The sequence below is a fragment of the Streptomyces sp. NPDC090088 genome (assembly GCF_044747345.1).
In the GTDB taxonomy this organism is placed as follows: domain Bacteria; phylum Actinomycetota; class Actinomycetes; order Streptomycetales; family Streptomycetaceae; genus Streptomyces.
Map to the genome: position 1 here is coordinate 1,362,630 of NZ_JBIVDZ010000001.1, position 23,190 is coordinate 1,385,819.

General features: G+C 70.7%; 25 protein-coding genes. 13 read left to right on the top strand and 12 right to left on the bottom strand.

Annotation, left to right across the window (positions count from 1 at the left end):
- Window positions 1–93: 93 nt before the first annotated feature.
- Window positions 94–462, bottom strand: a complete 369-nt coding sequence (locus ACIPSJ_RS05990; protein ID WP_401343880.1) for an arsenate reductase family protein — start codon at window positions 460–462, stop codon at window positions 94–96.
- Between the two features lie 230 nt (window positions 463–692).
- On the opposite strand from ACIPSJ_RS05990, the gene ACIPSJ_RS05995 reads away from it, so the two are divergent.
- The 4 genes from ACIPSJ_RS05995 (at window position 693) to ACIPSJ_RS06010 (ending at window position 4,612) form a co-directional block, all read left to right on the top strand.
- Window positions 693–1,007 carry a hypothetical protein gene (locus ACIPSJ_RS05995; protein ID WP_401343883.1) on the top strand — a complete coding sequence of 105 codons (315 nt, stop codon included), beginning with the start codon at window positions 693–695 and terminating at the stop codon, window positions 1,005–1,007.
- A gap of 394 nt (window positions 1,008–1,401) precedes the next feature.
- On the top strand, window positions 1,402–2,634 hold the full coding sequence (locus tag ACIPSJ_RS06000) for a transposase (protein ID WP_359225983.1): 1,233 nt from the start codon (window positions 1,402–1,404) through the stop codon (window positions 2,632–2,634).
- A gap of 84 nt (window positions 2,635–2,718) precedes the next feature.
- Window positions 2,719–4,059, top strand: a complete 1,341-nt coding sequence (locus ACIPSJ_RS06005; protein WP_401343886.1) for a DUF2252 domain-containing protein — start codon at window positions 2,719–2,721, stop codon at window positions 4,057–4,059.
- Window positions 4,060–4,327: 268 nt separating this feature from the next.
- The gene (locus ACIPSJ_RS06010; RefSeq protein ID WP_401343888.1) at window positions 4,328–4,612 is read left to right on the top strand and encodes a hypothetical protein; all 285 of its coding nucleotides are present in this window, start codon (window positions 4,328–4,330) and stop codon (window positions 4,610–4,612) included.
- 21 nt (window positions 4,613–4,633) lie between these two features.
- On the opposite strand, the gene ACIPSJ_RS06015 is transcribed toward ACIPSJ_RS06010, so the two are convergent.
- The 4 genes from ACIPSJ_RS06015 to glnA form a co-directional block, all read right to left on the bottom strand.
- Window positions 4,634–5,218, bottom strand: a complete 585-nt coding sequence (locus ACIPSJ_RS06015; protein ID WP_401344592.1) for a hypothetical protein — start codon at window positions 5,216–5,218, stop codon at window positions 4,634–4,636.
- A 2-nt stretch (window positions 5,219–5,220) separates the two neighbouring features.
- Window positions 5,221–6,141, bottom strand: a complete 921-nt coding sequence (gene htpX, locus ACIPSJ_RS06020) for a zinc metalloprotease HtpX (RefSeq protein ID WP_355725996.1) — start codon at window positions 6,139–6,141, stop codon at window positions 5,221–5,223.
- 144 nt (window positions 6,142–6,285) lie between these two features.
- Window positions 6,286–6,543, bottom strand: coding sequence for a hypothetical protein (locus ACIPSJ_RS06025; protein ID WP_359225939.1), 258 nt, complete (start codon window positions 6,541–6,543; stop codon window positions 6,286–6,288).
- A gap of 102 nt (window positions 6,544–6,645) precedes the next feature.
- Entirely contained in the window at window positions 6,646–8,055 is a 1,410-nt protein-coding gene (gene glnA / locus ACIPSJ_RS06030; protein ID WP_355726002.1) for a type I glutamate--ammonia ligase, read from the bottom strand.
- A gap of 211 nt (window positions 8,056–8,266) precedes the next feature.
- Here glnA and ACIPSJ_RS06035 point away from each other — a divergent pair, with 211 nt between their 5' ends.
- Entirely contained in the window at window positions 8,267–8,734 is a 468-nt protein-coding gene (locus tag ACIPSJ_RS06035) for an RDD family protein (protein ID WP_401343891.1), read from the top strand.
- Between the two features lie 90 nt (window positions 8,735–8,824).
- Here the strand turns inward: ACIPSJ_RS06035 and ACIPSJ_RS06040 are convergent, their stop codons facing one another.
- Complete coding sequence (locus ACIPSJ_RS06040) at window positions 8,825–10,456, bottom strand: FAD-dependent monooxygenase (protein ID WP_359225943.1); 1,632 nt, start codon at window positions 10,454–10,456, stop codon at window positions 8,825–8,827.
- 212 nt (window positions 10,457–10,668) lie between these two features.
- Between ACIPSJ_RS06040 and ACIPSJ_RS06045 the strand changes: the two genes are divergently transcribed.
- The 7 genes from ACIPSJ_RS06045 (at window position 10,669) to ACIPSJ_RS06075 (ending at window position 15,864) form a co-directional block, all read left to right on the top strand.
- Window positions 10,669–11,739, top strand: a complete 1,071-nt coding sequence (locus ACIPSJ_RS06045) for a SchA/CurD-like domain-containing protein (protein ID WP_359225945.1) — start codon at window positions 10,669–10,671, stop codon at window positions 11,737–11,739.
- 39 nt (window positions 11,740–11,778) lie between these two features.
- On the top strand, window positions 11,779–12,192 hold the full coding sequence (locus ACIPSJ_RS06050) for a cupin domain-containing protein (RefSeq protein ID WP_355726012.1): 414 nt from the start codon (window positions 11,779–11,781) through the stop codon (window positions 12,190–12,192).
- A complete protein-coding gene (locus ACIPSJ_RS06055; protein ID WP_359225948.1) occupies window positions 12,189–13,457 on the top strand; it encodes a beta-ketoacyl-[acyl-carrier-protein] synthase family protein in 1,269 nt (422 codons plus the stop codon). Before ACIPSJ_RS06050 ends, ACIPSJ_RS06055 begins: the two co-directional genes overlap by 4 nt.
- Complete coding sequence (locus tag ACIPSJ_RS06060) at window positions 13,454–14,698, top strand: ketosynthase chain-length factor (RefSeq protein WP_355726018.1); 1,245 nt, start codon at window positions 13,454–13,456, stop codon at window positions 14,696–14,698. The genes ACIPSJ_RS06055 and ACIPSJ_RS06060 overlap by 4 nt, the downstream gene beginning before the upstream one ends.
- 67 nt (window positions 14,699–14,765) lie before the next feature.
- Complete coding sequence (locus ACIPSJ_RS06065; protein ID WP_355726020.1) at window positions 14,766–15,017, top strand: acyl carrier protein; 252 nt, start codon at window positions 14,766–14,768, stop codon at window positions 15,015–15,017.
- A gap of 1 nt (window position 15,018) precedes the next feature.
- The gene (locus ACIPSJ_RS06070) at window positions 15,019–15,498 is read left to right on the top strand and encodes an SRPBCC family protein (RefSeq protein WP_359225952.1); all 480 of its coding nucleotides are present in this window, start codon (window positions 15,019–15,021) and stop codon (window positions 15,496–15,498) included.
- 33 nt (window positions 15,499–15,531) lie between these two features.
- The gene (locus tag ACIPSJ_RS06075; protein WP_355726025.1) at window positions 15,532–15,864 is read left to right on the top strand and encodes a TcmI family type II polyketide cyclase; all 333 of its coding nucleotides are present in this window, start codon (window positions 15,532–15,534) and stop codon (window positions 15,862–15,864) included.
- Window positions 15,865–15,939: 75 nt separating this feature from the next.
- On the opposite strand, the gene ACIPSJ_RS06080 is transcribed toward ACIPSJ_RS06075, so the two are convergent.
- The 6 genes from ACIPSJ_RS06080 to lipB all read right to left on the bottom strand — a co-directional run bounded on the left by ACIPSJ_RS06080 (window position 15,940) and on the right by lipB (window position 21,349).
- Complete coding sequence (locus ACIPSJ_RS06080) at window positions 15,940–16,935, bottom strand: methyltransferase (protein ID WP_393794113.1); 996 nt, start codon at window positions 16,933–16,935, stop codon at window positions 15,940–15,942.
- Between the two features lie 115 nt (window positions 16,936–17,050).
- Complete coding sequence (locus ACIPSJ_RS06085; RefSeq protein WP_359225956.1) at window positions 17,051–18,136, bottom strand: right-handed parallel beta-helix repeat-containing protein; 1,086 nt, start codon at window positions 18,134–18,136, stop codon at window positions 17,051–17,053.
- Between the two features lie 150 nt (window positions 18,137–18,286).
- The gene (locus ACIPSJ_RS06090) at window positions 18,287–18,988 is read right to left on the bottom strand and encodes a DUF4191 domain-containing protein (RefSeq protein ID WP_355726032.1); all 702 of its coding nucleotides are present in this window, start codon (window positions 18,986–18,988) and stop codon (window positions 18,287–18,289) included.
- Between the two features lie 69 nt (window positions 18,989–19,057).
- Entirely contained in the window at window positions 19,058–19,255 is a 198-nt protein-coding gene (locus ACIPSJ_RS06095; protein ID WP_089101191.1) for a hypothetical protein, read from the bottom strand.
- Between the two features lie 249 nt (window positions 19,256–19,504).
- Window positions 19,505–20,470, bottom strand: coding sequence for a lipoyl synthase (lipA, locus tag ACIPSJ_RS06100; protein ID WP_359225959.1), 966 nt, complete (start codon window positions 20,468–20,470; stop codon window positions 19,505–19,507).
- A gap of 75 nt (window positions 20,471–20,545) precedes the next feature.
- Complete coding sequence (lipB, locus tag ACIPSJ_RS06105; protein ID WP_359225960.1) at window positions 20,546–21,349, bottom strand: lipoyl(octanoyl) transferase LipB; 804 nt, start codon at window positions 21,347–21,349, stop codon at window positions 20,546–20,548.
- A 247-nt stretch (window positions 21,350–21,596) separates the two neighbouring features.
- Between lipB and ACIPSJ_RS06110 the strand changes: the two genes are divergently transcribed.
- Entirely contained in the window at window positions 21,597–23,078 is a 1,482-nt protein-coding gene (locus ACIPSJ_RS06110; RefSeq protein ID WP_359225962.1) for a regulator, read from the top strand.
- Window positions 23,079–23,190 lie beyond the last annotated feature (112 nt).

Below are 23,190 nucleotides of genomic sequence, written 5' to 3' on the forward strand. Positions count from 1 at the left end.
CGTACGTCGGTAGGTACGAGATATCGAACGGCGTTACTCAGCGGTTACCGGAGTTGCTGAAGTAACCTGTGTCACACCTGTGTTGAGGATTGTTCAGCTCTCTTTCCTGGCCAGCGCTTCCCGTACGGCCTCGTCGGTGCGGGCGACGAGCGCCGTCCCGTCGTCGGCGGTGATGATCGGCCGCTGGATGAGTCCGGGGTGCTCGGCGAGGGCCGCGATCCACCGGTCCCGCGATGCCGCGTCCCGCGCCCACTCCTTCATCCCCAGCTCCTTCGCCACCGCCTCCTGGGTGCGGGTGATGTCCCACGGCTCCAGCCCGAGCCGTTCGAGTACGGCCCTGATCTCGTCCTTGCCCGGCACGTCCTCCAGGTAGCGGCGGACGGTGTAGTCGGCCCCTTCGGCCTCCAGCAGGCCGATCGCGCTACGGCACTTCGAGCAGGCTGGGTTGATCCAGATCTCCATGCGCACGACGGTACGCGAGCCACCGTCCGGAGCCGCTCTGTTCGATTTGGGGGAGTGTCGTGGGAGTATCCCGAGTCCATTCCGCCCCAGTCGAAATACCCTTTCCCACCTGGGCTGTTCAGCGCCTCGCGGGCTGTCTCGTTGTCAGTGGTGGCCAGTACACTGGAAGCAGTGTTCGAGAGAGTCGCCGGGGCGTCCGGAGGCTCTCCGTCCGCGACAGGAGGATGCCCGTGCCCGCTGCCGCACTGAAGCCGAAGCCGTTGCCGACCCAGTCCACCGCCAAGCGCGCCGTCCTGCTCGACTCGCCCTACGCGCCGGCGGAGAAGCGCCCGCTGCCGGCCGGGCGGCCACGCGAGTGGTATGTCACGCACAACCGCCGCCTCAAGGCCATGCGCCTCGCCATCGCCCTGCTCGACTCCGGCGTCTACCTGCCCAACCAGGCCCGCAACGAGACGATACGGAGCACCGCGCAGGACGTCGGCATCCACCCGCCGTCCGACACGACGTGCCACATGGTCCGGGCCCTGATGCGTTACTCACGATGAGCCCGTGGCGCCGGGTGCCGTGTGTTTCCACGGTGCTCGGTGCCGCCCATGCGTCCCCGGGCGCGCCGTGTCACCTGTTCGGCGGGCTCGGCATGCGGATGCCCCGCCCGCTCGCTTTCACCTGACGTCTTGCGAGGATGCCCCGGCGTTCACGTCGGGGAGGAATCGCATCCTGTGGCAGCGGCGCGGAGCGTCGCCGCATCCCGGCTTCCGGCGCGGAGCGCCGATCGCGAAGGCCCGGCGGAGCCGGGGCGAACGCGAACGCGTGTACCCGTTATCGCTGGCGGGGGTGATCGTGGCGGGAAGTGTGGGCAGGTGTGCGGACCTCGCTCGTATGGTCGTTTCCCAGTGGGGACGCATGACCGGAACAACGGCACGGGCGGGGGGTGAGGAGATGGCGGCCAGGGCGGCAACAGGCGGTGAGGGGGCGGGGCATGCCCGCTTCACCTACCGGCTGCGGGTGTGCGCCACCGCCGAGGCAGCGCTGGGCGCGGAGTGGGGCAGGTGCCGGTGGATCTGGAACGAGGCCGTAGCCCGGTCGAAGGCCGTCCACCAGCACAACGTCGCGCATCCACAGGACAAGCAGACGTGTGGTCCGGCCCAACTGGACAAGATGCTCACCCGGGCACGGGCCGTGACGCCGTGGCTGCGGGCGGGCTCCTCGGTGCCGCAGCAGCAGATCATCCGGGACTTCGGGAAGTCCCGCACCAGGGCGCTCAAGGACGTCATGGAGCGGCTGCCGGTGCGGCAGCGGGCCGGGATGCCGGGCTTCAAGAAGAGGCACGAGACGCGCCCGACGCTGAACTACACCCGGCGCGGCTTCCAGCTGAAGGGGGACGGCCGGCTGCATCTGGCGGGCGGCATCGTGCTGAGCGTGGTGTGGTCGCGTCCGCTGCCCGCCACCCCGTCCAGCGTCCGCGTCGTTCAGGACAGCCTCGGCCACTGGTACGCGAGCTTCGTCGTCCCCGCCGCCGTCGAACCCCTGCCGGAAACGGACGCGGTGATCGGGGTGGACTGGGGTGTGAGGGAGATCGCCACCACCACCTCCGATCCGCACGATCTGCCGCATCCCGAGCACGGGAAGAAGGCCACGGCGAAGCTGTCCCGGTACGACCGGATGATGGCCCGCCGCAAACCCAGGAAGGGGCAGCCCGCGTCCAAGGGCTATCGGGCGGCGAAACACCTGCGCGCCAAGGCGCACAAGAAGGTCGCCCGGCAGCGCGAGGACACCGCCCGCAAGTGGGCCAAGCAGGTCGTCACCGACCACGATGTTCTCGCGGTGGAGGACTTCAAGCCCAGGTTCCTGGCCAGGTCGACCATGTCGAAGAAGGCCGCGGACGCCGCCATCGGCGCCACCAAGCAGGCCCTGCTCCATTTGGCCCGCAAGCACGGCAGGATCGTGCATCTTGTCCATCCCGCGTACACCACGATGGACTGCGGAGGGTGCGGTGCGAGAACCAAGCACCAACTCCCGCTGGGTGAACGCACCTACACCTGCACCGCGTGCGGACACGTCTCGCCCAGAGACAAGAACTCCGCACGCGTGATGCTCGTCAGGGCGGGTTTGAGCCCTGCTGGTGCCGAGGGCATAAGACCAGACGGAACGCAGTTCCGCCCGGCAGCCTGAGCCAGGAATCCCCTCCCCTTCAGGGAGGGGAGCATTCAATGCGATCAGCAGGTGATGGAGCAGCTGACAGAAGGGGCGCGACGTATGACGACACCCGCCGACCGGGCCGCCCGCGGCAGGGCCGCCCGGAAACGCGCCCCCCGCTCCACGCACGCCTTCTGGCTGCCGTCCGTCGACCGGCCCGACCCCGTCACCGTCCTGGAACGGCAGGGCCGCGACCGGGTGCCCGAGCTGCTGCCCATCCGGTACGGGAGGATGGCCGCCTCGCCGTTCGCGTTCCTGCGCGGCGCGGCCGCCGTGATGGCGGCGGACCTCGCCGCCCAGCCGCACTCCGGACTCGCCGTGCAGCTGTGCGGAGACGCGCATCTGCTGAACTTCGGGCTGTACGCCTCCCCGGAACGGGCCCTGGTCTTCGATCTCAACGACTTCGACGAGACGTTCCCCGGCCCCTTCGAGTGGGACGTCAAACGGCTCGCCGTCTCCGTTGCCGTCGCCGCCCGCGAGAACGGGCACAGCGATCCGCAGGCCCGGGCCGCGACCCGGGCGGCGGTGGCCGGGTACCGGACCGCGATGCGGCGGCTGGCGGGCCTCGGCGAGCTGGCCGTCTGGTACGAGCGGACCGACGCCGACGGACTGCTGCCCCTGGTCCGCTCCGCGCGCCGCCGGTGCCGGATCGAGGACAGCCTCACCCGGGCCCGGCGCCGCACCAGCCTGCACGCGCTCGGCACGCTCACCGAGGTGGTCGGCGGCCGGCGCCGCATCATCCATGACCCGCCGCTGCTCGAACCCGCCGGCGCCTCCGACATGGCCTCGCTGCGCAAGATCTTCAGCGACTACCGCTCCACCCTCGCCGGGGAGCGCCGGCTCCTCCTGGACCGCTACCGCTTCGTCGACGCGGCCCGCAAGGTCGTCGGCGTCGGCAGCGTCGGCACCCGCTGCTTCATCGTCCTGCTGGCCGGCCGGGACGCCGACGACCCGCTCTTCCTGCAGATCAAGGAGGCCCGGACGTCCGTACTGGAGCAGCATCTGCCGAGCGGGCCGTACGCCCACCCGGGCCACCGGGTCGTTGCCGGGCAGCGGCTGCTGCAGGCCGCCGCGGACATCTTCCTCGGCTGGATGACCGGCCCCCAGGGCCGTGCCTTCTACTGGCGCCAGCTGCGCGACATGAAGGGTGCCGCGGAGGTCGCCGCCATGGACCCGAAGGGCCTGCGCGCCTACGCCGCCCTGTGCGGTAAGACGCTGGCCCGCGCCCACGCCCGCTCCGGCGACCGCATCGCCGTCGCCGCCTATCTGGGCGGCACCGACACCTTCGACCACGCGGTCACCGACTTCGCCCTCGCCTACGCCGACCAGACCGCCACCGACCACGCCACCCTCGACGCGGCCGTCACCGCGGGCGTCCTGACGGCGGCTCCCGGGATCTGAGCCGGCCGACGGGCCGCCCCAGCGGCATCCGCACGAACTCCCGCACCCCGCGAAGCCGTTCGCCGGTCCCGAAAACCGGATGCACACCGAGTGACCGTCTCCCTACGCTGGACAAGCGTTGCGGAGTCGTCGACCACCGCTTTCCGCAGGGGCGGCCGCAGCCCGTGGACTCGGGGCTACTCTGCTACGCACCGACGGACGGCCGCCCGTCCCCCGCGTGCCGTCGGATCCGTCGACCGCTCACACACCCACGCCACGGAGACCCGTCATGGGCACCATCGTCCTATCCGGAACCGTCGTTCTGGTCATCCTCGGCTTCGGCAACCACAACTGGTGGCTCGCCGCCGTCGCCCTGCTCTTCCTGTACGTCCAGTACGGGCGGAACTCGTCGTCGGCCTCCTCGTCGGGCGGTTCGTCCGGCGGGGGAGGGGGCATGGCCGGCGACTACAAGACCTACCGCGAACGCCGTGACCAGCAGGCCAAGTGGGAGCGCCGCTACCGTCGCGAGCGCCCCTTCGAGGTCCGGCGCCAGCAGAACGAGAAGGGCAAGTAGCGGGCAGGTGCTCCCGGCCGGTCAGAGGCCGGGGGCACCCCACACCGGGAACCAGCGGCTGAGGTCCTGCTCGGTCCTCAGGTCGTTCGCGAGTGCCGCCTTCACCTGCAACTCCAGTGCGCTGTCCCGCCGTTGACCGGGTCCGGGCAGCGGGGCGAAGGGATAGAAGGTGCCCCGCTTGTAGAGATAGACGAGCGCGAGCCTGCGCTCGCGCTCGTCCTCGAAGGCGGCCAGGGAACAGAGCAGTTGCGGGCCGAAGCCGTTGACCTCCATCGAACTGTTCACCGCGTGCAGGTCGTTGACCAGCTGCGGGAGCTGGTCGGGGGTGCGCCGGGAGATCAGCCAGGAGTATCCGTAGTCGTCCTGGTGCAGCTCCACCGGCGGACCCGCGCGGTCCGCGTCCGCGTCGAGCAGTGCCTGGACCTCCCGGTGGGTCTGCTCGAAGGCCGCGCCCTCCACCGTGGCGAAGCACACCGCGCCCTCGCCGGTCGGCGTGAACCCGGCCGCGGCCTGCAGTGTCACCGCCGCCGAGGGCAGCGCGAACAGCTGGTCGAGGTCAGGTGCGACGGGCTTCGTACGGCCGAGCAGGATGTCCAGGAACCCCATGCTCACCCGGCCTTCCCGGGCGTCGCCGCCTCGCCCAGCTCCGCCGAGATCCGGCCCAGCTGCTCAAGCCGCTGCTCCAGGGGCGGGTGGGTGGAGAAGAAGCGCTCGATGCCGGGCTCCTTGCCGGTGGCCGGAGTGAAGTAGAAGGCGTTGAAGGCCTGGGCGGTGCGCAGGTCCTTGGTCGGGATCCGGGCGATGTCGCCGGAGACCTTGGTGAGCGCCGACGCCAGCGCGGACGGCCGGCCGGTGAGCTGCGCGGCCGCGCGGTCGGCGGCCAGCTCGCGGTACCGGCTCAGTGCCCTGATCAGCAGGAAGCTGATCGCGTACACGGCCGCGGAGACCCCGATGACGGCGGCGAACACGGCGGCCGTGTTCTGGTCCCGCCGGCCTCCGCCGAAGAGCTGCGAGTAGAAGGCGAACCGCACGATCAGCCCAGCGATCACGCCCAGGAAGGACGCGATCGTGATCACGGCGACGTCCTTGTGCGCCACGTGCGACAGCTCGTGCGCGAGCACGCCCTCCAGCTCGGCGGGCTCCAGCCGCCGCAGCAGGCCCGTGGTCACGCAGACCACCGCGTGATCGGGGTTCCGCCCGGTCGCGAACGCATTCGGCATGTCCATGTCGGACACGGCGACCACCGGCTTCGGCATGTCCGCGATCGCGCACAGCCGGTCCACCACGGCATGCAGCTCCGGGTACTCCTCCCGCTCCACGACCCGCCCGCGCATGGCGAACATCGCGATCCGGTCGGAGAACCAGAACTGCGCCACGAACATCGCGCCCACCAGCACCACGACCAGCAGCCACGACTTCAGCAGCACGATCAACGCGGCAACGAAGCCGACGTACAACAACCCGAGCAGGAACAGCGTGACCGTCATCCGTACGGTCAGCCGCCGGTCGCTCCGGAAGCGGCTCTGCATCTCGCCTCACCCCGCAGTCAGGCACTCGTCCCGCTGTCCAGTGTGCACCTGTCCGGGCCCATGGAAAGGTTCCGAACGTCCCTAGTGGCGGCAAAAGCTCCCTGTGAGCCCGGGTCCCCCTTTTACGCGGCTGGTACTCCGCGGCTAGTACGGCGCCCGTGTCTGTATGTACCCCAGCAGCAGGATCACCGCCGCCACGCACCCCAGCACCAGAGCCGTCGACATCCAGGGCGAGCGCCGCGGCGCCACCGGCCTGGGATCCGCCCGGAACGGCGCCGGGTCCGGCGGATTCTCCTTCCACCGGGCGGCCAGCATCCGCGCCCGCGCGGACGGCTCCTTGTGCTCCGCCTGATCGGCCCAGCGCAGATCGAACTCGCGCTCCTCGTCCCCCTGTTGCGTCATCCGCTTCCCCCCGTCTCGAACATCAGTACCGACGCACGATACGACGGCGCCCCCGCCCGGAGAAACCGGAACGGGGGCGTCGAGGAACGGCTCAGGCGTCGATCACACGTCGAAGTACAGCTCGAACTCGTGCGGGTGCGGACGCAGCTGCAGCGGGGCGATCTCGTTGGTGCGCTTGAAGTCGATCCACGTCTCGATCAGGTCGGGCGTGAAGACGTCACCGGCGAGCAGGAACTCGTGGTCGCGCTCCAGGCGGTCGAGGACGGCCGGGAGGGAGGTCGGGACCTGGGCGACGTTCGCGTGCTCCTCGGGAGCCAGCTCGTAGAGGTCCTTGTCGATCGGCTCGGCCGGCTCGATCTTGTTCTTGATGCCGTCCAGGCCCGCGAGCAGCAGGGCCGAGAAGGCCAGGTACGGGTTGCCGGAGGAGTCGGGCGCGCGGAACTCGACGCGCTTGGCCTTCGGGTTCGAACCCGTGATCGGGATACGCATCGCGGCGGAGCGGTTGCGCTGCGAGTACACCAGGTTGATCGGGGCCTCGAAGCCCGGGACCAGACGGTGGTACGAGTTCACCGTCGGGTTGGTGAAGGCGAGGAGGGAGGGGGCGTGCTTGAGGATGCCGCCGATGTAGTAGCGGGCGGTGTCCGACAGGCCCGCGTAACCGGCCTCGTCGTAGAAGAGCGGGGAGCCGCCGGCCCACAGGGACTGGTGGACGTGCATGCCCGAGCCGTTGTCACCGAAGATCGGCTTCGGCATGAAGGTCGCGGTCTTGCCGTTGCGCCAGGCCACGTTCTTCACGATGTACTTGAAGAGCTGCAGGTCGTCCGCGGCGGCGAGCAGCGTGTTGAACTTGTAGTTGATCTCCGCCTGGCCGGCGGTGCCCACCTCGTGGTGCTGGCGCTCGACCTGGAGGCCGGACTTGGCCAGCTCCAGGGAGATCTCGGCACGCAGGTCGGCGAAGTGGTCGACCGGCGGGACCGGGAAGTAGCCGCCCTTGTAGCGGACCTTGTAACCGCGGTTGTCCTCCAGCGCGCCCGTGTTCCAGGCACCCGCCTCGGAGTCGATGTGGTAGAAGCTCTCGTTCGCCGAGGTGGCGAAACGGACGCTGTCGAAGACGTAGAACTCGGCCTCGGGACCGAAGTACGCGGTGTCCGCGATACCGGTCGACGCGAGGTAGGCCTCGGCCTTCTTCGCCACGTTGCGCGGGTCACGGGAGTACTGCTCGCCCGTGATCGGGTCGTGGATGAAGAAGTTGATGTTGAGCGTCTTGTCCCGGCGGAACGAGTCCACCCGGGCGGTCGACAGGTCCGCGCGCAGCGCCATGTCGGACTCGTGGATCGCCTGGAAACCACGGATCGACGAACCGTCGAACGCGAGCTCCTCGTCCGGGTCGAACGCCTCGACGGGCAGCGTGAAGTGCTGCATGACGCCCGGCAGGTCGCAGAAACGGACGTCGATGAACTTGACGTCCTCGTCCGCGATGAACTTCTTGGCCTCGTCGGCGTTCTGGAACATCCAGCTCCTCCTACTCCCGGCCGTTCCCGTGCCGGGGTGGTAGTTCGTTTGTGCGGCCAGTGCGGTGGCACACGCTGTCCTCGACCCTAGGGACGGGTGATTTCTCGGGCGTGACCCATTTGTTTCGCTGAAGTTAACCGGGCTCGCTTCCACGGTAGCCCGTGGCACCCCGCCGACCCAGGGACCCGGCCGGGCCCAGTACCGTGGACGGGTGGACAACAGGCAAGCAATCGGATCGTGGCTCTCCGGACCCCGCGCGGCCATGGAAGAGGCGGGCGCGGAGTTCGGGTACCGGGGCGAGCAGCTCGGTCTGCCGGAGCAGGGACCGGGCTCCATCGCCCGCCCCGGCAGGCGGCTCGGCGCGCTGGTCGTGGACTGGGCGCTGTGCGTGCTGATCGCATACGGCCTGATCACCGACGGCTACAGCCCCGCCACCAGCAACTGGGCGCTGCTCGTCTTCCTGATCCTTGGCGTCCTCACGGTGGGCACGGTCGGTTTCACGCCGGGTAAGCGACTGTTCCGGCTGCGGGTCGTCGGTGTCGAGACGGGGCGGGTGCAGCCGCTGCGCGCCGTGGCCCGCACGATTCTGTTGTGCCTCGCGATTCCGGCGCTGGTGTGGGACCGGGACGGCAGGGGGCTGCACGACCGGCTGGCGAAGACCGTAGAGGTACGGGTCTGAGGTAGTTCTTCGGCAGCCGGCCGGTGGGGGCTGAGCGCGCCCGCGCGGCGGAGCCGCATGTCAATACGGCCCCGCGCCCCTGCGGGGGCGCTACCTCTTTCGCAGAACCTGCCCCAATACCTCCCGCAGCTCCGCCTCCGCGTCGCCCTCCGCCGGGCCGTCCGCGCGCCAGGCCACGAAGCCGTCCGGGCGTACCAGTACCGCGCCCTCCGCTGTGACGCCGTGCGCTGCCGCCCAGTCGGTGTCCTCCGTGTCGTACACGAGGTCGCCCGTCGGCCCGATGCCGTACGCGTCCAGGCGTACCCGCTCCGTGTCGGCGATCCGGCGGGCCGCCATGTGCCAGGGGGAGGCGGCGTCGCTGAGCAGGACCAGTGAGCGTTCGTAGAGGTCGAGGGTGGAGACGCGGTCGCCCGCGCGGCGCAGCCACAGGTGCGGGGCGCGGCTGCCCGGCCGGCCGGTCAGGTTCATCCCATCGGGTACGACCGGCTGGCCGGGGTCGGCGCCGAGCACCGCGCCCTTCGGGTAGCGGTAGCCGAGGACGATGTTGAGGATGCCGCCGCGCTTGCCGCCGCCGATGCCGGGGGCGGGCGCGAAGCCCGGGTGGCTGTGTTCCACCGAGCGGGCGGAGGCGCGGGCGCTGGTGGCGAGGGCGACCGGGCGGCGCTCGGCGTCGTAGGAGTCCAGGAGCCCGGGGCCGGCCCAGCCGTCGAGGACCGCCGCCAGCTTCCACGCCAGGTTGTGGGCGTCCTGGATGCCGGTGTTGGAGCCGAAGGCCCCCGTCGGGGACATCTCGTGCGCGGAGTCGCCGGCCAGGAAGACCCGCCCGGACGCGTACCGTTCGGCCACCCGTTCGGCCGCCCGCCAGGAGGCCCGGCCGGTGATCTCGACGTCGAGGTCGGGGACGCCGACGGCGCGCCGGATGTGCCGGGTCAGACGCTCCTCGGTGAACTCGTCGAGGGTCTCGCCGCGTTCGGGGTGCCAGGGCGCGTGGAAGACCCAGCGCTCCTTGTTGTCGACGGGGAGGAGGGCGCCGTCGGCCTCGGGGTCGGTGAGGTAGCAGCAGATGAAGCGGCGGTCCCCGACCGTGTGGGCCAGCAGCTTGGAGCGGAAGGTGATGCTGACGTTCGCGAACAGGTCGCCGGGGCCCGTCTGGCCGATGCCGAGCCGGCCGCGGACCGGGGAGCGCGGGCCGTCGGCGGCGACCAGGTAGTCCGCCCGGACGGTGTACATCCGGTCGGAGTCACGGTCGCGGACGTACGCCGTCACTCCTTCGGGGTCCTGTTCGAAGGACTCCATCTCGTGGAAGTAGCGCAGCTCGCCGGTGAGGGACTCGGCCGCCTGGCGGAGTACCGGCTCCAGGTCGTTCTGGCTGCACAGGCACCAGCCCGTGGGGCTGAACCGGGCGAGCCCGCCGCCCGGGTCGATCTCCTTGAACAGCCATTCGCCGGCGTCGCCGACCAGCGTCGGGGTCTGCAGGATGCCGTGGTTCTCCGCGAGGAGTGAGGCCGCGGCCTTGATGTCGGGCTCGATGCCCGCCTTCCGGAACAGCTCCATCGTCCGCACGTTGTTGCCCCGCCCGCGTGGGTGGATCGAGGTCCCGGAGTGTCTCTCGACGAGCATGTGGCGGACGCCCAGTCGGCCCAGGAAGAGGGACATGGACAGGCCCACGAGGGAGCCGCCCACCACGAGGACGGGGACCTGGTGATCGGTTTTCTGGTGCATCGGGCACTCCAGAGGCGGGTGTTGGTGCGTCAGGTGCGTTGCAACGTCCATGCCCGTCCGGGCCCCCTCGGGAGGGGTTCCGCGTGCTCAATCACCCACCTGGTTCACGCGAGTCGCGCGCTTCGGAGGACCGGCACAGGATCAAGAAGCGCTGACGCCGCGTCATCGGCGAAGGCGCCCGCCGCTGCCCCCGCGAAGGAGATGCACGAAGCATGACGACGCTCTCGGAAAAGGTTTCGGAAAAGCCGGCCCGAACGACCCGCCCGCTGTCGACCCGGGTCTCCCAGTCCGTGTTCGACGGCTCCCGGCTCCGGGTCGTCCTGCTGGTGGACGTCTACGACGGCGCACAGCAGCAGTTCCTGGAGGCCTACGAGCAACTGTGCAACCAGGTCGCCCAGGTGCCCGGTCACGTCAGCGACCAGCTCTGCCAGTCCATCGAGAACCCCTCGCAGTGGCTGATCACCAGCGAGTGGGAGAGCGCCCCGCCGTTCCTCGCCTGGGTGAACAGCGAGGAGCACGTGGAGATGGTGAAGCCGCTGCACAACTGCGTCCGCGACACCCGCTCGCTCCGCTTCCACGTCGTCCGCGAGACCGGCGGCCCGGCGGCGGACTCCGTACGCACCCTGCAGGCCGAGCCGCGGATGGGCGACGGCGTGATCCGCCACGCGCTCACCTTCACGGTCCGGCCGGGCAGCGAGGCCGAGGTCGCGAGGATCCTCGCGGACTACGCCTCGCCCGAGGCCAAGGTCGACGACTCCACCCGGCTGTGCCGCACCTCTCTCTTCATGCACGGCAACCGGGTGGTGCGCGCCATCGAGGTGCGCGGCGACCTGATGGCCGCCCTGCGCCACGTCGCCCGGCAGCCCGAGGTGCGGGCCGTCGAGGAGGCCATCAACCCCTATCTGGAGCAGGACCGCGACCTCGACGACCAGGACTCCGCACGGGTGTTCTTCACCCGGGCGGCGCTGCCGGCCGTCCACCACGTCGGCGCCGAGGACCCGGCCGAGGGCGAGCGCCACGCGCTGTACTACCCGGCCCGTCCCGGCTGCGGGATGCGGCTGGCCGAGCTGCTCGCGCAGCAGGACGAGGGCGCGGCCGAGGACCCGGCGAGCCCGGTGCTGCACAGCACGGTCTTCCAGCGCGACGACGTCGTCGTACGGCTGGTCGAGCAGCGGCCCGGCACGCCCGTGGACGTCACCCCGGCGCACGCCCTGACCGCCCTGCTGGACGGCGACGCGGTGCGCATGCAGTTGATCACCGACCGCCGTTCGCCGGACGCCTGACCCCCCACCGCCGCATCACCCCCAGGGAGGAACGCAGACATGCAGCCCATTCCGAAGATCGTGGACCTCAGCGAGGTCGAGCCCAACACCAAGCGCGGCGGCGATCTGCGCGCCATGCTGACCCCCGCCACGGTGGGCTCCACCAGCGGTTTCATGGGCGTGGCCATCGTGCAGCCGGGCGACCGCATCGGCGAGCACTACCACCCGTACTCCGAGGAGTTCGTGTACGTCGTCTGCGGCGACCTGGAGGTCGACCTGGACGGCGAGCCGCACCCGCTGCGGCCCGAGCAGGGACTGATGATCCCGATCAACATGAAGCACCGCTTCCGCAACGTCGGCAATGTCGAGGCCCGGATCGTCTTCCACCTCGGCCCGCTGGCCCCGCGCCCCAGCCAGGGTCACGTCGACACGGAGGAGACGGAAGCCGTCGCCGTGGGGCAGGTCCGGTCGTGACCCGGCGCGTGGCGGTTACGGGCATAGGCATCGTGGCTCCGGGGGGTGTGGGCGTACCGGCGTTCTGGGACTTGCTCGCCTCCGGCCGGACCGCGACGCGCGGCATCACCTTCTTCGACCCCTCCGGCCTCAGGTCGCGGATCGCCGCCGAGTGCGACTTCGACCCGGCGGCGCACGGCCTGGACGCCGAGGAGATCGAGCGGGCGGACCGTTACATACAGTTCGCCCTGGTCGCCGGCGACGAGGCGGTCCGGGACTCGGGGCTCGACCTCGGCCGGGAGGATCCCTGGCGGGTCGGCGTCTCCCTGGGGACGGCCGTGGGCGGCACCACCCGCCTGGAGCACGACTACGTCCTGGTGAGCGGCGCGGGTCAGCGCTGGGACGTGGACCACCGGCAGGCGCAGCCCCAGCTGCACCGGGCGTTCTCCCCGAGCACCCTCGCCTCCGCGGTGGCGGAACGTTTCGGCGCCCAGGGTCCGGTGCAGACCGTCTCCACCGGCTGCACCTCGGGCCTGGACGCCGTCGGCTATGCCTTCCACACCGTCCAGGAGGGCCGCGCCGACATCTGCATCGCCGGTGCCTCGGACTCCCCGATCTCCCCGATCACCATGGCCTGCTTCGACGCGATCAAGGCCACCTCCCCGAACAACGACGACCCCGAGCACGCCTCGCGCCCGTTCGACAACCGCCGTGACGGGTTCGTCATGGGCGAGGGCGGCGCGGTGCTCGTCCTGGAGGAGGAGGAGCACGCCAAGGCCCGCGGCGCGCACATCTACTGCCTCCTCGACGGCTACGCCACCTTCGGCAACGCCTACCACATGACCGGTCTCACCAGCGAGGGCCTGGAGATGGCCCGCGCCATCGAGACCGCCCTGAACCATGCCCGCCTCGACCCCACCGCCATCGACTACGTCAACGCGCACGGCTCCGGCACCCGGCAGAACGACCGCCACGAGACCGCGGCCGTGAAGAAGGCGCTCGGACAGCACGCGTACAGCACGCCGATGAGCTCCATCAAGTCCATGGTGGGCCACTCGCTCGGCGCGATCGGCGCCATCGAGGTCGTCGCCTGCGTGCTCGCCCTGGCCCACCAGGTCGTCCCGCCCACCGCGAACTACGAGACCCCCGACCCCGAGTGCGACCTCGACTACGTGCCGCGGGTCGCCCGCGAACGGAAGCTCGGCGGCGTCCTGTCCGTGGGCAGCGGGTTCGGCGGCTTCCAGTCCGCGGTGATCCTGACCCGGCAGAGAGGACGGACACGATGAGCGAACCGCCTGCCCGGCGGGCGGCCGTCACCGGCATCGGTGTCGTCGCGCCCAACGGATCCAGCACCGAGACCTTCTGGAAGTCCGTCCAGGAGGGACGCAACGTCCTCGACAAGGTGACCCGCGAGGGCTGCGAGCACCTGCCCATGAAGGTGGCCGGCGAGGTCCGTGACTTCGACCCGGCGGCCGCCGTCGAGGAACGCCTCATCGTCCAGACCGACCGCTTCACGCACTTCGCGATGGCCGCGGCCGACCTGGCACTGGAGGACGCCCGGCTCGGCCGCGCCGACACCGAAGGCTCGCCGTTCGACATCGGCGTGGTCACCGCGGCCGGCTCCGGCGGCGGCGAGTTCGGCCAGCGCGAGCTCCAGCAACTGTGGGGCAAGGGCAGCCGGTTCGTCGGCCCCTACCAGTCCATCGCCTGGTTCTACGCGGCCAGCACCGGCCAGATCTCCATCCGGCGCGGCTTCAAGGGACCCTGCTCGGTGGTCGCCGCCGACGAGGCCGGCGGTCTGGACGCCCTCGCCCACGCCGCCCGCGCGGTGCGGCGCGGCACGGACGTCATCGTGGCCGGCTCCACCGAGGCGCCGATAGCTCCGTACTCGGTGGTCTGCCAGCTCGGCTACGAGGAGCTCAGCCGGGAGACCGACCCGGCCCGGGCCTACCGTCCCTTCACCGAGCAGGCCTGCGGGTTCGTGCCGGCCGAGGGCGGCGCCATGCTCGTCGTCGAGGACACCGGCTCGGCCCGCCGGCGCGGGCTGCCGGTCCGGGCCACCCTCGACGGGCACGCCTCGACCTTCACCGGGGCCTCCCGCTGGGCCGAGTCCCGGGCCGGGCTCGCCCAGGCCATCCGCGGGGCACTGGCCGAGGCCGGCTGCGCCCCCGAGGAGGTCGACGTGGTCTTCGCCGACGCCCTCGGCGTCCCGGAGGCCGACCGGGCGGAGGCGCTGGCCATCACCGACGCCCTCGGCGCGCACGGCAGACGCGTGCCGGTCACCGCACCCAAGACCGGGATCGGCCGGGGCTACTGCGCGGCCCCCGTCCTGGACACCGCCGCCGCGGTGCTCGCGATGGAACACGGCCTGATCCCGCCGACCCCGGGTGTCTTCGACATCTGCCACGACCTCGACCTCGTGACCGGCAGCGCCCGCGCCGCCGCACCACGCACGGCGCTGGTCCTCAGCCGGGGACTCATGGGGTCGAACTCGGCGCTCGTGCTGCGCCACGGCGCGGCCGGGTGATCCGGAGAAACATCCGGAGAAAACCAGCTGCCCAGCAGCGAAGGCAGCGGAGAAGAAGGAGTTCTCTATGAGCATCACCGTGGACGAACTGTCCGAACTCATGAAGAAGGCCGCCGGCGTCACCGTCTCCCCGACCGACCTGCAGGAGCGGTCCGACAGCGGCTTCGACGCCCTCGGCGTCGACTCGCTCGGCCTGCTCGGCATCGTCGGCGAGCTGGAGAACCGGCACGGCGTGCCCATGCCGGTCGACGCCGAGCGGTGCAAGACGCCCCGCCAGTTCCTCGACCTCGTCAACAGCGCCATGCCCGCGGGAGCCTGACATGACCGGACACACCCAGAACGAGATCACCATCGCAGCGCCCGTCGACCTGGTCTGGGACATGACCAACGACGTGGCCAACTGGCCCCAGCTGTTCAGCGAGTACGCCAGCGCCGAGATCCTGGAGGAGGAGGGGAACAAGGTCACCTTCCGGCTGACCATGCACCCCGACGAGAACGGCAAGGTGTGGAGCTGGGTCTCCGAGCGCGAGACCGACCGCCCCGGCCTGAGCGTCCGGGCCCGCCGCGTCGAGACCGGCCCCTTCGCGCACATGAACATCCACTGGCGGTACGAGGAGGTACCGGCCGGCACCCGGATGGTCTGGACCCAGGACTTCGCGATGAAGCCGGAAGCCCCCGTCGACGACGAGTGGATGACCGACAACATCAACCGGAACTCCAAGGTCCAGATGGCCCTGATCCGGGACAAGATCGAGAAGGCGGCCACCGGCCGGCGCCCCGACCCGGCCCTGGCCGACTGAACCGGCCGCCGCAGGACAGGAACGGAGAGACACGTGCACCAGGCCCTGATCGTCGCCCGTATGGCACCGGGCTCCGCGCCCGACATCGCGAAGGTGTTCGCGGAGTCCGACCGGGGAGAGCTGCCGCACCTCGTCGGGGTCACCCGGCGCAGCCTCTTCCAGTTCGGTGATGTGTACATGCACCTCATCGAGTCCGAGCGCGAGCCGGGACCGGCCATCGCCAAGGTCACCTCGCACCCCGAGTTCAGGGACGTCAGCGACCGTCTCACGGCGTACGTCAGCGCGTACGACCCGGAGACCTGGCGCTCCCCGAAGGACGCGATGGCGCAGCGCTTCTACCTCTGGGAGCGCGACGGCGGTTCCTGAACCGCCGTCCAGCCAACGGTGCCGGACCCGCGTACGACGCGGGCCCGGCACCGGCGTGTGCGGGGGAGCCGCCGCTCAGGCGGGCACCACACAGTCGAAGGCGTGCAGATACGGGTTGACGGGACTGATGTCCCGGACGGTCAGCCCCGCGTCGGTCAGCCGGCGCACCATGCTGTCGGTGGTGTGCTTGGCCCCGCCGACGTTCAGGAGCAGCAGCAGGTCCATCGCGGTGCTGAACCGCATCGACGGGGTGTCGTCGACCAGGTTCTCGATCACCACGACCCGGGCGCCCGGGCCGCCCGCCGCGATCACGTTGGCGAGCAGCCGCGCGGTGGACTCGTCGTCCCACTCCAGGATGTTCTTGATGACGTAGACGTCCGCGTCGACCGGCACGGCCTCCCGGATGTCACCGGGCACGATGCGCGCCCGGTCCTCCAGGTCACCGCCCGGACGCAGCCGGGGCAGCGCCTTCTCCACCACCTTCGGCAGATCCAGCAGGTACCCCTTCATCGCCGGGTACTTGTCCAGCAGGCTCGCCACCACATGTCCCTGCCCGCCGCCGAGGTCGGCGACCGAACGGCTGCCGGACAGGTCGAGCAGCGCGGCGACCTCACGGGCCGACTGCTCGCTGGAGGTGGTCATCGCCCGGTTGAAGACGTCCGCCGACTCCGGCGCGTCCTCGTTCAGATAGACGAAGAACTCCTTGCCGTAGAGGTCCTCGACGACGTTGCGGCCGCTCTTCACGGCCTCGTCCAGCTTCGGCCAGGCGTCCCAGGTCCACGGCTCGGTGCACCACAGGGCGATGTAGCGCAGGCTGTGCGGGTCGTCCTCGCGCAGCAGCCGGGAGGTGTCGGTGTGGGCGAACGTCCCGTCCGGGCGCTCGGCGAAGACGCCGTAGCAGGACAGGGCGCGCAGCAGCCGGCGCAGCGGCTTGGGGTCCGTCCTCACCGTGGCCGCCAGGCTCTCCACGGTCATCGGGGCGTCCCCGAGCGCGTCGGCGACGCGCAGCCGTGCGGCCGCGCGCACGGCGGCGGCACACGCCGCCCCGAACACGAGCTCGCGCAGCCGCATCGACGGCGGCGGTGCGTCCTCCGCCTGCGCCTGCTTCAGCGGCGCCGAGAGGTCACGTGCTGGTGCGGTCATGTGCCGCCTTCCTTCCTTGTGGGGGTGTCGTACGGCCGACCGGTCAGCACAGACCCGCGGGCTTGGACTTCTTGCAGGTGTTCTGCTTGAAGGAGTTGCCGTGCTTGGTGGCTTCCTGGTTGACCAGGTCGGCGGGGGCGTTGCCCGACAGCTTGTTGCGGGTGACCTGGTTCTTGTCGCTGCTGGCGCCCACGAAGCTCTTGAAGAGCACGACGCCGCCGGACAGCGGGGACTTGCCGGAGTTGCCGGTGACCGTGTTCCCGGTCACCAGGGTGTCCTCGGTGCCGGTCAGCACGATGCCGGAGCCCTGCAGGAAGGCCAGCCGGGCCGTCTTCTTGCAGTACTTGTTGTTCTTGACGACCTGGTTGTCGGCCACGGTGATGTGACCGGCCTTCGGCTTGTTCTCGTCGCCGACGACGAACACGCCCGCGCAGTTGCCGGTGACCGAGTTGTCCGAGACGGTCAGGTTGCGCAGCCGGCGCACGGTGACGCCGATCCGGTTCTTCTCCAGCAGGTTGTGCTCGATCACCGTGCCCTCGGTGTCGGTGGCGCCCTTCTCCGTGGTGACGGAGTTGGCGAGGAAGAGGCCGGCGTCGCCGTTCTCCCGGGCCACGTTGTTGCGGTAGGTGCTGTGCACCGAGCGCTCCTCGGCGAGGCCCCACTGCCCGTTCTTCACGGCGGCCACGCCGTGCACGTGCAGGTTGGCCGTGCCCACCGACATGACGCCGATCCGGGAGAACCCGGTGACGGTCATCCGGGCGATGGTGACGTCCTCGAGGCGCTTGTTCTTGGCGCCGACCACGCAGATGCCGTTGCCCATCTCGGCGCAGGACTTCTGGGCGGCGGCCTTCTTCCCGCTGCTCTTGACCTTCTTGGCCGGCTTGAGCACGGTGCCCGCGCCCATGCCGCGCAGCGTGATTCCGGGGGTGGTCACCTTGACGCTCTCGCGGTAGGTGCCGGCCGCCACCAGGACCGTGTCGCCGGGCTGGGCGGCGTTCACCGCCTTCTGGATCGACTCACCGGGGTGCACCATCAGGGTGCGGTGTGCGGCGGACGCCGGAGCGGCGCCGAGGAGGGAGCCGCACAGGGCGGCACTGCACGCGAGGTATGTGATATGGCGTTTTGTCACATGGGGAAGATTAGGAGCAGATCACCCGATAAACCGCCCGATGCTCCGTTCGGTGGCGTGTCCCCGCGGCCGGGGCGGACGTACGACGACGATGGGGGCACCCGGAGTGATCCGGGTGCCCCCATCGTCGTGGCAGTCGAGAGTGCGAGGTCAGCGGGCCTTGCCGCCGCCCTTCGGCATGCGCATGCCCTTGGGCATCGGGCCCTTGGGAAGCGGCATGTTGGACATCAGGTCGCCCATGGCGCGGAGCCGGTCGTTGGTGGTGGTGACCTGGGGGCCGGTGAGGACGCGCGGGAACTTGAGCATCGTGGTGCGCAGCTTCTTCAGCTCGACCTGGCCCTCGGCCGTGCCCACGATCACGTCGTGCACCGGTACGTCGGCCACGATGCGGGCCATCTTCTTCTTCTCGGCGGCCAGCAGGGTCTTCACCCGGTTCGGGTTGCCCTCGGCGACCAGGACGATGCCGGCCTTGCCGACCGCCCGGTGCACCACGTCCTGGCTGCGGTTCATCGCCACCGCCGGCGTCGTCGTCCAGCCCCGCCCGATGTTGTCCAGCACCGCGGCCGCGGCGCCCGGCTGGCCCTCCATCTGGCCGAAGGCCGCCCGCTCGGCCCGGCGGCCGAAGACGATCGCCGTCGCGAGGACGGCGAGCAGCAGGCCCAGGATGCCCAGATAGACCGGGTGGCCGATCAGGAAGCCGATCACGAGGAAGACGGCAAGGGTGCCGAGACCGACACCCGCGAGTACAAGACCGATCGTCTTGTCGGCCTTGCGGGTCATCTTGTACGTCAGGACGATCTGCTTCAGTCGTCCCGCATTCGCAGCGTCCGCTGCCGGTTCCTGCCTCGCCATGCCCCGAAGTCTACGTGGCCCCGGGAGTGCCGACGACGGCAGTGCCCGGACGGGGGCGGCGGAAGGGCGTCAGGAGCGGCCGGCGGCCTGCTCCAGGAAGTGCTGCGCCTCGACCCGGTCCTTTGCGCGACGGCGGTCCTCCAGCACGGAGGTCCAGGCGTTCTGGCGTGCGGTGCGCTGGCCGCCGCTCATCAGGAGCGACTCGACGGCGCGCAGCGCGTCGGTGAAGGACGGGATCGCGGTGGCGCGAACGGGCGCGGCCTGCATGGTGGAGGTCCCCCCTCGAAGTGGGTGTACGAGCTGTGATACCAGGGTCACTGTTCGGTGTTACCAGGGCGTGACCGACCGGTCAAACGGCAATGAAGCCTTGATGCGAGGGCCCGGAACGCTGACGCGGCCCTGACGTATGTCCTCATCAGCGAGGACGGTCAGGACCGCGTCCATTCGGTCATTACTGACCGGTAGTGGCTTGTGCGTGAATTCACACGCCCGGAGCCCGGGGGTGTGAGGCCGCCGTCAGACCGCCTGTACGGCGACGAACGAGCCCCGCTTCTCGATGGCCATCTGGTAGAGGCGTCCGGCCCGGTAGGAGGAGCGGACCAGCGGCCCGGACATCACACCGGAGAAGCCGATCTGCTCGGCCTCCTCCTTCAGCTCCACGAACTCCTGCGGCTTGACCCAGCGCTCCACGGGGTGGTGGCGGACGCTCGGGCGCAGGTACTGCGTGATGGTGACCAGCTCGCAGCCGGCCTCGTGCAGCTGCCGCAGCGCGTCGCTGACCTCCTCGCGGGTCTCGCCCATGCCGAGGATCAGGTTGGACTTGGTGACCAGGCCGTAGTCGCGGGCGGCCGTGATGACCTTGAGCGAGCGGTCGTAGCGGAAGCCGGGGCGGATGCGCTTGAAGATCCGGGGCACGGTCTCGACGTTGTGCGCGAAGACCTCGGGGCGGGACGAGAAGACCTCGGCCAGCTGCTCCGGGACCGCGTTGAAGTCGGGCGCGAGCAGCTCGACCTTGGTGCGGCCCTCCTCGCGCTGTGCCGTCTGCGCGTGGATCTGACGGACCGTCTCCGCGTACAGCCAGGCGCCGCCGTCCGCCAGGTCGTCGCGCGCGACGCCGGTGATGGTGGCGTAGTTGAGGTCCATGGTGACCACGGACTCGCCCACGCGGCGCGGCTCGTCACGGTCCAGGGCCTCGGGCTTGCCGGTGTCGATCTGGCAGAAGTCGCAGCGCCGGGTGCACTGGTCGCCGCCGATGAGGAACGTCGCCTCGCGGTCCTCCCAGCACTCGTAGATGTTCGGGCAGCCGGCTTCCTGGCAGACCGTGTGCAGGCCCTCGCTCTTCACGAGGTTCTGCATCTTCGTGTACTCGGGGCCCATTTTCGCCCGGGTCTTGATCCACTCGGGCTTGCGCTCGATGGGGGTCTGGCTGTTGCGGACCTCCAGGCGCAGCATCTTGCGTCCGTCGGGTGAGACTGCGGACACGACCGGCTCCCTAGCGATTGATTCTTCGGCGTGCTCCAGCGTACGCCCGTGGATTCGAAAGCCCGCTGGGCGGAGTCAGGCCGCCGGTGTCTTCTCGATCACCCTCGGCGCGAGCTCCGCGTTCTCCAGTACGTCCTTCAGGTGCCGCTCCACCACCGGCAGCACCTCGTCGATGGTCACGTCCCGGCCCAGCTCGCCCGCGAGGGAGGCGACGCCCGCGTCCCGGATGCCGCAGGGGATGATCCGGTCGAACCACTTCATGTCCGGGTTCACGTTGAACGAGAAGCCGTGCATGGTGACGCCCTTGGCGACGCGGATGCCGATCTGGGCGATCTTCCGGTCCTCGCGGCGCTGGCCGGCGTTGGAGGGCGCGTACTCCGGGCCGTTCAGGCGCGGGTCGAACTCCTCGTCCTGCAGCCGCGGGTCGAAGTCCAGGGAGAGCCCTCCGAGGGCCTGCGGCCGCTGCTCGACCGGGTCGCCGAGCACCCACACCCCGCTGCGTCCCTCGACCCGGGTGGTCTCCACGCCGAACTCGGCGCAGACCCGGATCAGCGCCTCCTCCAGACGCCGTACGTGCGCGACCACGTCGACCGGGCGCGGGAGCTTCTGGATCGGGTAGCCCACCAGCTGGCCCGGGCCGTGCCAGGTGATCTTGCCGCCGCGGTCCACGTCGACGACCGGGGTGCCGTCGAGCGGCCGCTCGTTGTCCGCGGTGCGGCGGCCCGCCGTGTACACCGGGGGGTGTTCGAGCAGCAGGACCGTGTCGGGCGCCTCGTCGGCGAACCGTGCCGCGTGCACCCGGCGCTGCTCGTCCCACGCCTCCTGGTACTCGACGGCATCCGCCCCGAACCCCATGCGGACGAACCGCAACTCACTCACGGCAAGCGCCTCCCTCGGCGACGGGTGTGTCAGGCACATAACGCGCCCAAGCCACTGTACGTCCGGCCGTCGCGCGTCAGCCCCGGGGGCAATCCTCACACGATCGGATGAATGAACGTCGAAGTGTGCGATCGGGTGCTCACTCTCCGCTACATTCGCGCCGTCCAAGAGCGCCAAAAGGGCTGCTCACCGGCAATCCGGGCACAAGCCACCGAGCTGAGCCAGAAGGCAGGAGACCCCACCCCAGATGACGGACCGACCCGCGCAGCGCACCCCCAACCGCCAGCTCGCCGCGCTCATCGCAGAAGCGGGGTTCTCCAACGCGGGTCTCGCCCGTCGCGTCGACCAGCTCGGTCTCGAACACGGGCTGGATCTCAGATACGACAAGACATCCGTCACCCGGTGGCTGCGCGGCCAGCAGCCCCGGGGCACCACCCCCGCCCTGATCGCCGAGGTCTTCACCCGGCGCCTCGGCCGCCGGCTGACCGCGCAGGACCTGGGGCTCGACGCGTGCGCCCCGGTGTACGCCGGGCTGGAGTTCGCGGCCACCCCCGAGGAGGCCGTCGACATCGTCAGCGGGCTGTGGCGCAAGGACTCCGGCAGCCACGCCGAGCTCCGGAAGATCGCGTTCACCCCGGCCGGGCTCGTGGTGCCCAGCCGGGACTGGCTGATCGGCCGCGCGGACGACAAGGTGGCCCGCGGCGAGCCGGCACCGGGGGCGACGGCGACGGTCCGGGTGCCGGCGCAGCTGCGCCCCGCCGCGCTGCCCAAGCAGCCGGCACCCGTGCCGGGGCGGCCGCGCGGGCAGGCCGACCGCGGACCCGGCCAGAAGGTCACCGGCGGCGACATCGCCGCGCTCCGCTCGGTCGGCGAACTCTTCCGCACCCTCGACGACGCCTACGGCGGCGGGCACGCGCGCCAGGCGCTGGTGCGCTACCTGGAGCACGAGTGCGAGCCGATGCTGCGCGGCACGTACGGCGAGCAGACCGGCCGCCGGCTGTTCGGCGCGGCGGCCGACCTGACCCGGCTCGCGGGCTGGACGTCGTACGACATCGCCGCGCACGGCCTGGCCCAGCGCTACTTCGTGCAGTCCCTGCGGCTCGCCCAGGCGGCCGGGGACCGCGCCTACGGCTCCTACGTCCTGGTCACCATGAGCCGCCAGGCGGTCTATCTCGGCCACGGCCGGGAGGCGGTCCAACTGGCCCGGGTGGCCCAGCAGGGCGTCGGCACCAGCGCTCCGCCGGTCGTCCAGGCGCTGCTGCACGCGGCCGAGGCCCGGGCGCACGGGGTCCTGGGGGAGGTACGGGCGTGCACCGGCGCGCTGGTCCGGGCCGAGCGCGCCCTGGAGGCGGCCCGTCCCGGCGACGACGTCCCCTACTGGGCGCGCTTCTTCGACGAGGCGCAGTTGGCCGACGAGTTCGGCCACTGCCACCGGGACCTCCAGCAGTTCCGCGCGGCCGCCCAGCACGCCGAGCGCTCCCTGCAGCTCCGTGCGCCCTCCTACGCCCGCAGCCGCCTCTTCTGCCGCGTCGTCCTCGCCACCGCCCGCCTGGGCCTCGGCGAACTCGACCAGGCGTGCGCGCTCGGGGTGGAGGCGGCGGGGGCGGCCGCGGAGATGCGGTCGGTCCGCGCGCTCGAATACGTCAAGGACTTCGAACGGCGCCTTGAGCCCTACAAGGACGCGGCACCGGTGAAGGGCTACCGCGACAAGGTCGCTGCGCTCGGCTAGCCGACGGTTAGCTTTCTCCGCCGCTTTTCTCGGCCGCGGGCACTTTCCTCCGCCGCCGAACTTTTTCCGCCGCCGAACTTTTCCGCCGCGACGGTGATCAGCCACGGCGGTG